This window comes from Streptomyces dangxiongensis, from assembly GCF_003675325.1.
Classification (GTDB): Bacteria; Actinomycetota; Actinomycetes; order Streptomycetales; family Streptomycetaceae; genus Streptomyces; species Streptomyces dangxiongensis.
The window spans coordinates 2,576,242-2,591,800 of the sequence record NZ_CP033073.1; the positions used below are offsets into that span (position 1 = coordinate 2,576,242).

General features: G+C 75.4%; 2 protein-coding genes and 1 pseudogene. 1 reads left to right on the plus strand and 2 read right to left on the minus strand.

Annotation, left to right across the window (positions count from 1 at the left end):
• Complete coding sequence (locus tag D9753_RS37825; protein WP_240468110.1) at window positions 1-3,750, minus strand: amino acid adenylation domain-containing protein; 3,750 nt, start codon at window positions 3,748-3,750, stop codon at window positions 1-3.
• 58 nt (window positions 3,751-3,808) lie between these two features.
• A pseudogene (locus tag D9753_RS37830) lies at window positions 3,809-14,194 on the minus strand (amino acid adenylation domain-containing protein); the annotation flags it as partial.
• Between the two features lie 276 nt (window positions 14,195-14,470).
• Between D9753_RS37830 and D9753_RS11290 the strand changes: the two are divergent.
• Complete coding sequence (locus D9753_RS11290; RefSeq protein WP_205614120.1) at window positions 14,471-15,547, plus strand: polyprenyl synthetase family protein; 1,077 nt, start codon at window positions 14,471-14,473, stop codon at window positions 15,545-15,547.
• Window positions 15,548-15,559: the final 12 nt, after the last annotated feature.

Genomic DNA, 15,559 nt, shown 5'->3' on the forward strand with positions numbered 1-15,559 from the left:
TCACTGCCTCCAGTCGGACTCAAGCTCGTCGATCTCGTCCTGGAGGAGGTCCACCAGGGACAGGTCGGATGGGGTGGCGGGGGCGGTGTCCGGGCCGGGTGCCGCCCCGGTCAGCGCGTCGAGGGCCTCCCACCACAGGTCGGTCAGGGCCGCGATCTCCGGCTCGCCGAACAGCGCGCCCGGCCAGGAGAAGGTGGCCCTCAGCCGCCGGCCGTCCGGGCCGTCGTGCACGACCGCGTTCAGTTCCAGGGCGTGCGCGAACGGCATGCCGGGGTCGGTGGGTGCGATGGTCACCCGTTCGGGTGCCGCGCCCCAGGCGGTGGTGCCGTCGCCGCCGGTGCGGACCCGGCCCAGGTAGTTGAAGGCGATCTGCGGGGTGTGTCCGGCGGCCAGCAGCGGCGCCGTCCTCGGGTTGAGGTGGCGCAGCAGGCCGTATCCGGTGCCCTTGCCGGGCAGGGCACGCACCTGCTCCCCGATCCGGGCGAGCGCGCCGGCGAGGGCGTCGGGGTCGGCGCTCTCGTGCCAGCGGATGCCGGGGTCGAGGCGCAGCGGGTGCATCGCGGTGAACCAGCCGACGGTCCGGGACAGGTCCACGTCGGCGTCGTCGCCGTCGCGGCCGTGGCCCTCGCGGTGGATCAGTACGGGGCTGCCGCCGCCGGTGCCGCGCCGGCGCCGCCACTCGGCGAGGGCCAGCGCGAAGCCGGTGAGCAGTGCCTCCTCGGCTCCGGCGGCGAGCAGGGCCTCGGTGCGCTCGGGCGGCAGCTCCACGGTGTGCCGGCGGGCGGTGCCCTTGGTGTGCTCGGCCGGGTCCAGCGGCTGCGCGGTCAGCCGGGGGTCGGGGGCGGACGTGAGGCCTTCCCACAGGGCGAGCTGGCCCTCGGCCGCCGGGGAGGCGGCCCGTTCCGCGAGCCGCTGCGCCCAGGTGCGCAGCGAGGTGCCCACCGGCTGGAGGGCGGTGTCGCGTCCGGCGGCGCGGTCGAGCCAGGCGTCCATCAGGTCGGGGACCAGGATCCGCCAGGACACTCCGTCGACGACCAGGTGATGGGCCAGCAGCAGCAGCCGTCCGGGCCGGCCGGCACCGGCGTCGAACCAGACGACGCGGACCATGTCGCCCTTGTCGGGGTCGAGGGAGCGCCGGGTGTCCTCGGCGGTGCGCGCCAGGTGTGGTTCCAGGTCCGCCTCGGGCAGGTCGCGGATGTCGACGCGGCGCACGTGCCGGGTGGCGTCGGCGTCCCCGGCGGCGGGGATCTCCAGCCGCCAGGGGCCGGTGCCGGTGCGGTCCAGGCGGGCGCGCAGCGCGTCGTGCCGCTCCAGCAGGGCCTGGACGGCCTCGGTCAGCGACCGCTCGGTCAGGCCCGCCGGGACCCGCAGCAGGACGGACTGGTTGAAGCCCTCGACGGGGCCGCCCAGTTCGCGCAGCCACTCCATGATCGGGGTGGCCGGCACCTGCCCGGTGCCGTCGTCGCCTGCCGTGCGACCGCCCTCGGCAGCGGCCTCGGTGGCCGCTCCGGCCAGCGCGGCCACCGTCTGGTGCCGGAAGACGTCGCGCGGTGTGAGGTCGAGGCCGGCCTGCCGGGCGCGGCTGACGAGCTGGATGGAGACGATGCTGTCGCCGCCGAGCGTGAAGAAGTTGTCGTCGGCGGTGACGTCGGCGACGCCGAGCAGATCGGAGAAGAGCCCGCACAGCAGCCGTTCCCGTGCGTCGCGCGGCGCCCGGCCGCCGGTGGCGGTCCGCTCGGGGGCGGGCAGGGCCCTGCGGTCGAGCTTGCCGGTTCCGGTCAGCGGCAGGGCGTCCAGCAGGACGAAGGCGGCGGGCACCATGTAGTCGGGCAGCAGGGCGGCCACGTGGGCCCGCAGCCGGGCCGGGTCGGGCCGGTCACCGGGGGCGGGCACGACGTAGGCGACGAGCCGGCGGTCGCCGGGGCGGTCCTCCCGGACGGTCACGACCGCCTGGGCGATGCCCGGGAAGGCGGCGGCGGCGTGCTCCACCTCCCGGGGCTCGATGCGGAATCCGCGGATCTTGACCTGGTCGTCCGTGCGGCCGACGAACTCCAGCTCGCCGCCGGCGTTCCAGCGGACCCGGTCACCCGTGCGGTACATCCGCGAGCCGGCCGGGCCGTGGGGGTCGGCGACGAACCGTTCGGCGGTCAGGGCGGGCCGGCCGGTGTATCCGCGGGCCAGTCCCTCGCCGGCGACGTGGAGTTCGCCGACGACGCCGTCCGGGACGGGCCGCAGCCGGTCGTCGAGGACGTAGACGCGGGTGTTGTCCAGCGGGCGGCCGATGGGCACGGTGCCGCGTTCCAGGTCGTGTTCGGTGAGGGTGTGGTGGACCACGCACAGCGTGGCCTCGGTGGGTCCGTAGCTGTTGGTGATCCGGGCGGCCGGGGCGTGGGCGAGGACCTTGCGGACGCTGGCCGCGGCCGGGGTGTCACCGCCGATGCAGATGTCGCGCAGGTGCCGGAAGGTGTCCGCGTGGTGGTCGGCGAGCAGCCGGAACAGGCCTTCGCTGAACAGGCCGACGGTGACCCGGTGGTCGGTCATGGTGCGGGCCAGGGCCGCGAGGTCGGTGGCGTCCGCGTCGCACGCGACGATCCGCCCGCCGCGCAGGAGCGGGCCCCACAGCTCGTAGGTCGACGCGTCGAACGTGGTGGGCGAGTGGAACAGCACGCGGTCCTCGGGGCCGTGGCCCCAGTACCGGTCCAGGACCAGCCCGGCGACCGAGCGGTGGGTGACCGCGACGCCCTTGGGCTCACCGGTGGATCCGGAGGTGTACATGATGTAGGCGACCGCGTCCGGCCGGACGACGGGCCGTGGGCGGGCCGCCCCGGCCGCGTCCGCGCGGGTGCCCGGACCGTCGGCGAGGTCGTCGGCCAGGACGAGCGGTACGGCGCCCTCGGGGACCAGTCGAGCGGCGGCGCGGTCGGTGACGACGGCCACGGCGGCGGTGTCCTCCAGGATGCGCCGCAGCCGCGCCTCGGGGCTGTGGCCGTCCAGCGGCACGTACACCGCGCCCGCCTTCGCCACCGCCACGGCGGCCACGACATGGTCCAGGCGGCGGCTCAGCAGCAGCGCCACCCGGTCCTCGGCGGCCACGCCGCGCGCGGTGAGCGCGTCGGCGAGCGCCTCGGCGCGGGCGTCGAGCCCGGCGTAGGTGAGGGTGAGATCCTCGCTCCGCACGGCCGGGGCGTCGGGGGTCTGGGCGACCCGCTCGGCGAACAGCTCGGGGAGGGCTGCCGCGGGCCGCGCGCAGGCGGTGTCGTTGCGCTCGGTGAGCAGCGTGTGCAGCTCCTCGCCGGCCAGCACGGGCAGCTCGCCGAGGGTGCGGTCGGGGTCGGCGACGGCGGCGGTCAGCAGCCGGGCCAGCCGGGCCGCGAGCGCCTCGGCGGTGGCGGCGTCGAAGAGGTCCGTGGCGTACTCGATCTGCCCGGCGATGCCGTCGGGCCGGCCGTCACCGGTGTGCCGTTCCCACAGACTGACCGAGAGGTCGAACTTGGCCACCGGGGCCTCGGCGGACTCCACCCGCACCGGCAGGCCGCCCAGTTCGGCGCGGGGCCGGTCGCCGATCGCGTTGTGCAGCACGAGCATCACCTGGAACAGCGGGTGCCGGGCCAGCGAGCGCACCGGGTTGATCTCCTCCACCAGACGCTCGAACGGCAGGTCCTGGTGGGTGTAGGCGGCCAGGTCGGTCTCCCGGACCCGGGCCAGCAGCTCCCGGAAGGTCGGGTCGCCGCTGGTGTCGGTGCGGAGCACGAGGGTGTTGACGAAGAAGCCGACCAGGTCGTCGAGGGCGTCGTCGGTGCGGCCAGGCCGCGATCGGGGTACCGAGCGGGATGTCGGTGCCGGCGCCGAGCCGGGTCAGCAGCGCGGCGAGCGCCGCCTGGAGCACCATGAAGACGCTGACCCCACTGCTCCGGGCCAGGTCCGCGAGCGCGGTGTGGGCCGCGGCGTCCAGGGTGAGGGGCACGTTCGCGCCGCCGTAGCCGGCCACGTCCGGGCGCTGCCGGTCCGTGGGCAGGTCGAGCTCCTCCGGCAGACCGGCCAGCGCCTCGGTCCAGTACGCCAGTTGCCGGGCCAGCGGGCTGTCCGGGTCCTGCGGGTCCCCCATGACCTCCTGCTGCCACACCGCGTAGTCGGGGTACTGCACCGGCAGCGGACGCCAGTCGGGCGCCGTGCCGTGGACCCGGGCGGTGTAGGCGCGGCCCAGGTCGCGCAGGAACGGGGCGATCGACCAGCCGTCGGTGGCGATGTGGTGCATGACCAGCACGAGGACGGCTTCACCGGCCTCGCCGCCGGTCAGCAGCCGCGCGCGGAGCGGGGGTTCGCGGACGAGGTCGAAGCCGCGGGTGACGGTCTCGCGGATCGCGTCGGCCACGCCGTCCCGCCCGGTCTCGGTCTCCTCCAGCACGGGCGCTCCCTCGACCGGACCGAGGACCCGTTGCCAGGGCACTCCGCCGCGCTCGGGGAACACCGTGCGCAGGCTCTCGTGCCGGGTGACGACGTCGCGCAGCGCCTCCCGCAGGGCGGCCCGGTCGGGGTCGCCGCCGATGCGCAGCACCAGCGGGACGTTGTAGGTGGCGTCGCCGCTGCCTTCGAGGCGGTTGAGGAACCACAGGCGGTGCTGGGCATGGGACAGCGGGACGCGCTCGGTGCGCTCGGCGGCCACCAGCGGCGGGCGGGTGTCGCGGGCCGAGCCCAGGCGGGCGGCGATGCCCGCGACGGTGGGGTCGTCGAACAGCGCCTTGATGCCGATGCGGGCGCCCAGGGTGGTGGCGATACGGCTGAGCAGGCGCATCGCGAGCAGTGAGTGGCCGCCCGCGGCGAAGAAGTCGTCGTCGATGCCGACCGGGCCGGTGCCGAGGACGTCGGCGAACAGCCCGCAGAGGATCTCCTCCTCCGGTGTGCGCGGGGCCCGTGTGACCGGACCGGACGCGGCGGTGGGGTCGGGCAGTGCGGCGCGGTCGATCTTGCCGTGGGCCGTCAGGGGCAGCCGGTCCGCGACCACCACGGCGGACGGCACCAGATAGGCGGGCAGCCCGGTGGCCGCGTGGGAGCGCAGCCGCTCGGCGGTGCCGGGGCCGGTCTCCTCGGCGGCGACGTAGGCGACCAGCCGCCGGTCGCCGGGCTGGTCCTCGCGGACCAGGCAGACGGCCTGCGTCACCCCGGGCGCCGTCAGGAGGCGCGCCTCGACCTCACCCGGTTCGATGCGGTAGCCGCGCACCTTGACCTGGTGGTCGGTGCGGCCGACGTACTGCAGGTCCCCGGCCCGGGTCCAGCGGACGCGGTCGCCGGTGCGGTACATCCGGGCTCCGGCCGGACCGAACGGGTCGGCCACGAACCGCTCACCGGTGAGCGCGGGCCGGCCGAGGTAGCCGCGGGCCACGCCGGTGCCCGCGACGTACAGCTCGCCGGTGACGCCGTCGGGTACCGGGTTCAGGCGCGCGTCCAGGACATAGACCCGGGTGTTGGTCATGGGCCGGCCGAGCGGCACCGGTCCGGCCGGGAGCGCGGCGCCCGCCGGGACACCGTGGTCCAGGCTGCCGACCGTCGTCTCGGTGGGGCCGTAGTGGTTGACGACCTCGGCGCCGGGGTGGCGCTCGCGCCAGGCGGCGAGCTGCTCGGCGTGCAGGGCCTCGCCGCCGATGACCAGTTGGGCGGCGGGCGACCAGGCCTCGGGCAGTTCGAGCAGGATCGGCAGGTGGCTGGGCGTCACCTTGGCGAAGGTGACGCCGCCCGGCACGCGCAGGTGCTCGTCCAGGTCGGCGACGTACAGGCAGCCACCGGCCAGCAGCGTGCCGTACAGGCCGGTCAGGCCCAGGTCGAAGGAGAGCGGCGAGTGCAGCAGGGTGCGGCCGGCCAGACCCGGGTAGCGGGCCGCGCAGTACGTGGCGTACTCGGCGATGGCGCGCTGCTCGACCACCACGCCCTTGGGGGTGCCGGTGGAGCCCGAGGTGTAGATCACGTACGCGGCGTCGTCCGGCGTGAGCGGAGCCCCGCGCTCGGCGTCGGCGAGGGGGCCCGCGGACAGGCGGGCGAGTTCGGCCTCGGTGTCCGGGTCGTCCAGGACGACGGTGCCGCCGGGCCGGTCGGCGAGGTGCGCGGCCGTCTCCAGGGTGGCCCGCACGGTGAGCACCAGCGCGGGGCGGGCGTCGGTGAGCAGGGTCCGGACGCGGTCGCCGGGCTGGTCGGGGTCGAGCGGCAGGTACGCGGCCCCGGCCTTGCCGGCCGCGAGCATCGCGACGACCGCATCGGCCGAGCGCGGCACCGCCAGGGCCACCATGGCCCCGGCGCCCGCCCCGTTCGCCAGCAGCAGCCGGGCCAGCCGGTTGGCGCGCGCGTCGAGCTGCGCGTAGGTGAGTTCCAGCGGGCCGCAGACCACGGCGGGCGCGTCGGGCGAGCCGGCCGCCCGCTGCTCGAAGAGCTGCGCGAGCGTGTGCCGGGAGACCTCCGCGGCGGTGTCGTTGCGCCGCCGCAGGACCGCGTCCCGCTCGCCGGCGGAGAGCAGTTCCAGCTCCGTGAGGCGCCGGTGCGGGTCGGCCAGCGCGGTTTCCAGGAGGCGGACGAAGCGGGTGGTCAGGGAGGTGACGGTGGCGTGGTCGAACAGGTCGGCGGAGTAGCCGGCCGCGGCGGTGATCCCGGCCGGCTCGCCCTGCTCGCCGAACCGTTCGGCGACGCTGAAGAGCAGGTCGAACTTGGCCAGGTCGGGATCCTGCTGGACGAACTCGGCGGTGAGGCCGGGCAGGTCGGCCACCGGGTGCCCGAGGTTCTGCAGGACGAGCTTGGTCTGGAACAGCGGGTGCCGGCCGGCCGAGCGCACCGGGTTGAGCGCCTCCACCAGCCGCTCGAACGGCAGGTCCTGGTGGTCGAAGGCGTCGATGTCGGCGCGCCGCACCCGGGCGAGCAGTTCGCCGAAGGCCGGGTCGCCGGAGGTGTCGGTGCGCAGCACCAGGGAGTTGACGAAGAACCCGACGAGGTCACGCAGGGTGTCGTCGTCCCGGCCGAAGACCGAACCGCCGACGACGATGTCCTCGCCCGCTCCGACGCGGGTGAGCAGGGCGGCGAGCGCGGCGTGCAGGACCATGAACGGCGTGACGCCGTGCTCTCGGGCCACGCGCAGGACGGTCCGGTGGGTGTGGGCGCCGATCTCGAAGGGGACGAGGCCCCCGGCGTGGCCGCTCTCGCGCGGCCGGGGCCGGTCGGTGGGCAGCGCGAGTTCCTCGGGCAGGTCCGCCAGTGCGGTTCGCCAGTGGGCGAGCTGCCGGGACAGCACGCTGTCGGGGTCGTCCTCGGCGCCCAGACGCTCGTGCAACCGCAGCGCGTGGTCGGCGTACTGGACGGGCAGCGGGGCCCAGTCGGGGGCGTGGCCGTCGAGCGCGGCGCGGTAGGCGGCGGACAGGTCCCGCAGCAGCGGTGCGGTCGACCAGCCGTCACTGGCGATGTGGTGCACGACGAGCACCAGGACGTGTTCCTCGGGGCTGCGTGCCAGCAGGCCGGCGCGCAGCGGTGGTTCCGTGGCCAGGTCGAAGCCGCGCCCGGTCAGGGAGGCGATCAGGGCCGCCTCGTCCCGGCCGGCGGCGTCGGTCACCTCCAGGCGGGGGTGTGCCCGGTCCGCCGGGAGGACGACCTGGCGCGGGGTGCCCTCGACCTCGGGGAAGACGGTGCGCAGGGTCTCGTGCCGGTCTGCCAGGGCGGTCAGGGCCGTCTTCAGGGCACGCCGGTCGAGGGGGCCGGTGAGGCGGACGACCAGCGGGATGTTGTAGGAGGCGTCGGCGGGGTCGAGCCGGTTGATGAACCACAGGCCGCGCTGGGCGGGCGAGAGGGGCAGCACCTCGGGGCGGGGATGCGGGGCGAGGGCCGCGCGCGCGGGCGGGCGCAGGCCGAGCGCGGTCGCGAGGCCCGCGGGGGTGGGGTTGCGGAAGACGGTGGCGACGGTGACGTCCGCCTCCAGGGCGGCGCGGATCCTGGCGACCAGGCGGGTGGCGAGCAGCGAGTGGCCGCCGAGCCGGAAGAAGTCGTCGTCGGCACCGACCCGTTCGACGTCGAGGAGTTCGGCGAAGAGCCCGCACAGGATCTCCTCCTGCGCCGTGGCCGGTGCCCGGCCGGCGGTGACGGTGAGATCGGGCACGGGCAGTGCCTTGCGGTCCACCTTGCCGTTCGCCGTCAGCGGCATCGACTCCAGTACCGTCCAGGCGGTGGGGACCATGTGCTCGGGCAGGACCCGGGAGACCGCCTCCCGGACCGCCTCGGGGTCGGCCCCGCCGACCAGGTGGGCCACCAGGCGGCCGGCCACGACCGTGGCCACCGCGTCGGTGACGTCGGGCACCTCGCGCAGCCGGGCCTCGATCTCGCCCAGCTCGACCCGCTGCCCGCGGATCTTCACCTGGGCGTCGCGGCGGCCCAGGAACTCAAGCTGCCCGTCGGACAGCCGGCGCACCCGGTCCCCCGTCCGGTACAGCCGCGTGCCGTCCCCGGCGAACGGGTCCGCCACGAACACACCCGCCGTGCGGCCCGGGTCGCCCAGGTAGCCGCGGCCGACCCCGGCACCGGCGACGTACAGGTCACCGGGCACCCCCACCGGCACCGGGCGCAGCCGGTCGTCCAGCACGTACAGGCGCGTGTTGCGCACGGCCCGCCCGATCGGCGAGGTCGCCCGCCGCGATCCGGCCGCCTCGGCGGTGATCACGGCGTGCGTGACATCGTCCGAGCACTCGGTGGGGCCGTAGGCGTTGACCACCGGCACCCCCGGGAACCGGGCGAACCAGCGGGCGCACAGCTCGGCCGGCAGCTCCTCACCGGTGACCACCAGCCACCGTAGCGCGGGCAGTTCCGGCACTTCGGCGCCCTCGTCCCAGGCGTCCAGCGTGGCCCGCAGCAGTGACGGCACCACCTCCAGCACGGTCACCGCGTCCCGCCCGGCCATCCGGAACAGTCCGGCCGCGTCCGCGGCCAGCTCCTGCCCGACGGCGGCCACACGTCCGCCGACCACCAGAGGCGCGAGCATCTGCCACACCGAGACGTCGAACGTCAGGGGCGCGTTCTGCACCACGACGTCCCGTCCGTCCAGGTCCAGGTCCTCGACCTTGGCCAGCAGGTGGTTGTTCATTCCCCGGTGGTGCACCATCGCGCCCTTGGGACGCCCGGTGGAGCCGGAGGTGAACAGCACGTACGCCAAGCGGTCCGGGGCCGCGGACACCGGAGTCACCGCCCCGGCCGTCGGCGGTTCGCCGTCCAGTGCGACCGTGACGGCCGTGCCCGCCTCTGCGGCCACCGCGGCCGACCGTGCCTCCAGCCCCGGCCCGGCCAGCACCAGCCGCGCCCCGGCATCCGCCAGCAGCCGGGCGGAACGGCCCACCGGGGAACGGGTGTCCAACGGCAGGTACACGGCGCCCGCGGCGAGGATGCCCAGCAGCGACGCCACCGCCCACCGGCCGCGTTCCGCGAGCACCGCCACCACCGGTTCCGGCCCGGCGCAGACCCCGCCCACCCGGGCGGCGATCCGGTCCATCAGGGCGACCAGCTCGGCGTACGACACCTCGCCGTCGTCGTCCGACACCGCGACCGCGTCCGGCCGGCGCGCGGCCGTCTCGCGCACGCGGCCGACCACGTCGGTCAGCGACTCCGCCGCCGCCGAGGCGTTCCACTCCCCCAGGTGCCGCCGCAGCTCCTCGTCGGTGAGCAGCGGTACGTCGCCCACGCGCAGCTCCGGATCCGCGGCGAACGCGGTCAGCAGCCGCGCGTAGCGGTCCAGCAGGTCCCGGGCGGTGCCGTCCTCGAAGGCGTCGGCCCGGTACTCCAGCGCGAGGAGGATCCCGTCGGGAGCGCCGGCGGCGGTGTGGTGCTCCCGGACGGTGAAGGACAGGTCGAACTTGGCGGTGGAGTTCGGGACGTCCATGAGGCCCAGGCGGAGGCCGGGCAGGGCGGGCAGGGGGCGGCGGGCGCCGTCCAGGGACAGCATCACCTGGAAGAGCGGGTGCCGGGAGGCGGACCGGACCGGGTTCAGGGCCTCCACCAGGCGCTCGAACGGCAGGTCCTGGTGGGCGAAGTCGATCAGGTCGGACTCCCGCACCCGGGCGACCAGCTCGGCGAAGGAAGGGTTGCCGGAGGTGTCGGTCCGCAGCACCAGCGTGTTGTTGAAGAAGCCGACGAGCAGCCGCAGCGCCTCGTCGTCGCGGCCGGCGACGGGGGCACCGAGCACGATGTCGTCCCCGGCGCCGACGCGGGCGAGCAGGGTGGCGAGCGCGGCCTGGAGCACCATGAAGGGGGTGGCCGCGGCGGTGCGGGCGAGTGCGGTGACGCGGGCGTGCGTGTCCGGGTCCAGCCGTGTGGTCAGGGTGCGGGCGGGGGGTGCGCTCGCGGTGGCCGCGGGGAGGCGGTCGAAGGGCAGGTCGAGGTGGTCGGGCAGTCCCGCCAGCCGGTCCCGCCAGTGGGCGAGCTGGCGCACGGCCGCCTCGGACGGCGCGTCCTCGTCGCCGAGCAGGCGCCGCTGCCAGACGGCGTAGTCGGCGTAGGCGACGGGGAGCGGGGCGAGTTCGGGCCCGCGGCCCTCGATGCGGGCCGCGTAGGCGGTGAACAGGTCGTGCAGCAGGGGCGTGACGGACTCGCCGTCGGCGGCGATGTGGTGCAGCAGGAGCAACAGCACGTGGCGCCGTGGCGCGAGCGTGAACAGGGTGACGCGCAGCGGGGGCTCGGCGCCGAGGTCGAAGGGGCGGGCGGCCTCCTCGTCGAGCAGTGCGGGCAGTTCGGCGCCGGCCGCGGCCCGGCGCCGCACGGCGGGGCCGCTGCCGGGGGACGTGATGTGCTGGCGGGGAGTGCCGTCGTGGTCGGGGTAGACCGTCCGCAGCACCTCGTGCCGGTCGGTGAGGTCGGTGAGGGCGGCCGTCAGCGCCTCGGTGTCCAGGTCGCCGTCGAGGGTCAGGACGAGCGGGATGTGGTACGCGCTGCTGGGGCCCTCCAGGCGGTGCAGGAACCACAGGCGCCGCTGTGCGGAGGAGAGTTCGGGATCGCCGTCGCGCGGCACCGCCGTCAGCGCCGGGCGTGCGGCCGGGGCGCCGGCGAGCCGCTCGGCCAGGCGCCTGACGGTGGGCGCCTTGAACACGGCTTCCACGCCGCACTCGACGCCCAGCTCGGCACGGATGCGGGGAGTGAGGCGCGCCGCCAGCAGGGAGTGGCCGCCCAGGGCGAAGAAGTCGTCGTCCAGCCCGACCCGGGAGGCGCCCAGGGCTTCGGCGAACAGGGCGCACAGGCGCTCCTCGCGCGGGGTGCGCGGCGGGGCGTACGGGGTGGCCCGCTCGCCGGCCGTCTCGCCGGCGGGCGCCGGCAGAGCCTTGCGGTCCGTCTTGCCGTTCGGGGTGACGGGGATGGCGTCGAGGACGGTGAGCGTGGCGGGCACCAGGTAGCCGGGGAGCCGGTCGGCCAGGGCGGCGCGGACGGCGGCGAGGTCGATGCCGTGGCCGTCGGCGGGCACGACGTAGCCGGCCAGGGCGGGCACGCCGGTCGGGTCGGGGCGTACCGCCACGGCGGCCTGGGCGACCGTGTCCAGGTCGCGCAGGGCGGCCTCCGTCTCGCCGGGCTCGACGCGGTAGCCGCGGATTTTGACCTGTTCGTCGGCCCGGCCGACGAACTCCAGCGCGCCGTCGGGGCGTTGGCGCACCAGGTCGCCGGTGCGGTACATCCGCCCGCCCGGCAGTCCGTGCGGGTCGGCCACGAAGCGCTCGCCGGTGAGCGCCGGGCGGCCGAGGTAGCCACGGGCGAGGGAGGCGCCCGCCACGTACAGTTCGCCGGTCACCCCGGGCGGCACCGGCTGCAGGGCGGCGTCCAGGACGTAGCCGCGGCTGCCGGTGACGGCGCGGCCGATGGGGGGTTCGCCACCGCCGGAGAGGGGCTCGCTGATGGTGGCGCAGACGGTGGTCTCGGTGGGGCCGTAGCCGTTGAGGAAGACGCGTCCCGCCGACCAGCGCGCGGCGAGGTCGCCGGAGCACGCCTCGCCCGCCACCAGGATCGTCATGTCCGGGGGCAGGTCACCGGCGGGGTCCATCACGGCGAGGGAGGACGGCGGCAGGATCGCGTGGGTGATGCCCGCCTCGCGGGTGAACGCGGCCAGCGTCTCGCCGGGCATCAGGCGCTCGGCGGGCGCCAGGACGAAGGACGCGCCGGCCAGCAGGCCCATGCACAGCTCGGGGACCATGGCGTCGAAGCCCAGAGAGGCGAACTGCAGTACGCGGCTGCCGGGCCGTACCCGCATCCGCTCGACGAACGTCTCCGCGAGGTGCGGCACACCGCGGTGGGTGACCACGACGCCCTTGGGCCGGCCGGTGGAACCGGAGGTGTAGATGACGTACGCCGGGTGGTCCACCGTGAGCGGGGTGGTGCGCTCGGCGTGCGTGAGGTCGTGGTCCGGCCGGCCGGCGAGGGCGGCGGCCACCGCGGGGTCGTCGAGCACGAGCAGCGGTGCCGCGCCGTCGGCCGGGGTGGCGAGGGACGCGGTGGCGGAGTGCGCCAGCACGCAGGCCGGCCGGGCGTCGCCGAGGACGTGGTCGATACGCGCCTGGGGGTAGCCGGGGTCCAGCGGCAGGTAGGCGGCGCCCGACTTCAGCACGCCGAGCACGGCCACGACGAGGTCGGCGGAGCGGGGCAGCAGCAGGGCGACCCGGTCCTCGGGGCCGATGCCGCGGGCGATGAGGTGCCGGGCCAGCCGGTTGGCCCGGCGGTTGAGCGCGTCGTAGTCGAGCACCGTGTCGCCGAAGCGGACGGCGGGGGCGCCGGGGAAGCGGGCGGCGGTCCGCTCGAACAGGGCGGGGACGGTGGCCGTGGGGTCGGCGGCGACGGGCTCGGCGGCGGGGAGGACGAGGTCGCGTTCGCCGTCGGCGAGGAGGGCGATGCGGCCGACGGGGGTGCCGGGGTGCTCCAGGGCGCTCGCCACGCGGCCCAGGAACCGGACGTAGCGGTCCTGGTGGGCGGCCAGTTCACCGGCGTCGTACAGCTCGGGGTGGACGTCGAAGTCCACGCGGATCGCGCTGCCGTCGGAGCGGTCGTACACCGAGATCGCGAGGTCCTCGATGAGCCGCAGCGACATGTTGCGGGCGTCCGCGCGGTGGCCGGCGAAGCGGATGTCGTAGGAGAAGGGCACGACGTTGAGCAGCGGTCCGAAGAACCGCCGGTGGTCCTGGCCGAGGCCGAGGTCGCGGCGCAGGTCCTCGCCGCGGTAGCGCTGGTGCGGCACCAGCTCGCGCAGGGCGGTGCGGGTGCGCTGCAGCAGTTCGCCGACGGTGGTGGCGGAGTCGACGGCCACCCGCAGCGGCAGCACGTTGGCGACCATGCCGGGCGCCCTGCGGACCTCGTCGTGGGTGCGCGCGGTGACCGGCAGGCCGGCGACGACGTCGGTGAGCCCGGTCAGGCGGTGCAGGTAGGCCATGGTGGCGGCGACGACGATCCGGGAGCGGGCGACGCCGATCCGCTCGGCCGCCGCGGTCAGCTCGCCCTGGACGTCCTCGGGCAGCATGGCGGTGCGCCGGACGAACTCGGCGGACGGCTTCAGGGGGCGCGCGGACAGCGCCACCGGTTCGGGCCTGTCGGCGAAGCGGTCGTTCCAGTGGGCGCGGTCCTCGTCGAAGGCGGCGGAGGCGCGGTAGGCGGCGTCGTCGTCGAGCAGGACACGCACGGAGGCGAACGGCGACGGCTCGGGGTCGGTGGCCCCGGCCAGGGCCGTGTACAGGTGCGCGGCGCGGCGGACCAGGAGGGAGGCGCCGACGCCGTCGAGGAGGATGTGGTGGTAGGCGTGGTACCAGAACCACCGGTCCTCGCCGGCCCGGAACAGGGCCTGGGTGAACAGCGGGGAACGGGTGAGGTCCACGCGCCGGCGCAGATCGCGGCCCATCCACTCCTCGGCGGCCCGCCGGGGGTCAGCGGCCGAGGAGACGTCGACGACGTGCAGGGTCCACTCGGGTGCCGGGCCGACCGTCTGCCGGGGGCCCTCGTCGGTCTCCAGGAACCGCACGTGGAGCGCGTCGGCCTCGTCGACAAGGCGCCGCAGTGCCCGCTCGAACAGCCGCGGGTCGACCGGGCCGTGAATCTCCAGGTATTCCGCCGCCCGGAAAATCGGGCTGTCCGGGTCGACCTGCTGCGCGAACCACACCCCTGCCTGGGCGCCGGTCAGAGGAAATATCTGCGCACCGTCGACAAAAGACTGAGATCGCTCCATGACTCCTCGTCAATTTCACCCGGGGAACTGCGGCGGCCACCGACGACAGGCGCTCTTCGCCGCCGCGGTCAATTCACGTGGATCGGCCCGCTTGCCATGCCGGAGACTATGCGTGGCCGCCCTGTCCCACCTGGACGGCGGCTGGACGGGGAGCTGCCTCTGCCCCTGCGGACACCGTCCGCGCCGGGAGAATGGGACCTGCCATTGGACAGCATGAGGCAGCGTCATTCGCTTGGTTCCCGGTCCGATCGCTGCCCCGGCACGAGGAGAGCTGACATGTCGACCGCCCCGCCGGTGAGCCAGGAATTCACGGACACCGGACTCATGGAGGCAATAGCGGTTCGCGACGGGTTGCTGAGCCGCGTCGAGCTGCGCCTGAAGGACTTTCTCGACGGTGAGCGCCGGTTGTGGGAGTCCCTCAACCCGGATTCCGTCGAACTCATCGACTCCATCACCCGCATGGTGGGCAGCGGCGGCAAACGGCTGCGCCCCGCGTTCTGCGTGGCCGGTTATCTGGCCGCCGGCGGTGACCCGGACGGCGAGGAGATCGTGAACGTCGCCGCGGCGCTGGAGCTGCTGCACAGCTTCGCGCTGCTGCACGACGACGTGATGGACGAGTCCGAGCTGCGCCGCGGCATGTCGACGGCGCAGGTCGCCCATGCCGAGCTGCACACGGAACGGGGCTGGCGCGGCACGCCCCGGCGGTACGGCGAGAGCGTCGCCGTCCTGGCGGGCGACCTCGCCCTCGTGTACGCGGAGCGGCTGCTGGCCGGCTGCCCACAGCGAGTGCGGCCGGTGTGGGGCGAGTTGTGCACGGAGTTGATGATCGGCCAGTTCCTGGATGTGCGGGCGGCGGCCCAGTTCGCCCCCGACGCGGAGCTGTCGAGCTGGATCGCGCTGTTCAAGTCCGGCCGGTACACGGTCTTCCGTCCGCTCGCCTTGGGGGCGCGGCTGGCCGGCGCGGATGAGCTGCTGGCGCCGTTCGAGGCCTACGGGCTCGCGGTGGGCGAGGCGTTCCAGCTACGCGACGACCTGCTGGACGCCTTCGGCAGCTCCGCGGCCACCGGCAAGCCGGCGCGCCTGGACTTCAAGCAGCACAAGATGACGCTGCTGATGTCGCTGGCCCTGCAGACGGTGCCCGAGGTGCGGGAGCTGGTCGGTGACGACCTCGCCGCCGCCGATCCGGACGCGCTCCATGACCTGCTGCTGCGCACCGGGGTCCGCGACCGGGTGGAGTCGGTCATCGGCGAGCGGCTGGCCGCCGCGCAGGAGGCGTTGCGCGGCACGGTGCGCCCGGACTGGGCGGAGGGCCTGCGGCGGATGGCCGCACAGGCCGTGCACCGCGACCGGTAGCCGGAGCGCGGA

Coding starts and splice junctions, on each gene's coding strand:
- D9753_RS11290 (WP_205614120.1), top strand. CDS start 14,471: ATGTCGACCGCCCCGCCGGTGAGCCAGGAATTCACGGACACCGGACTC.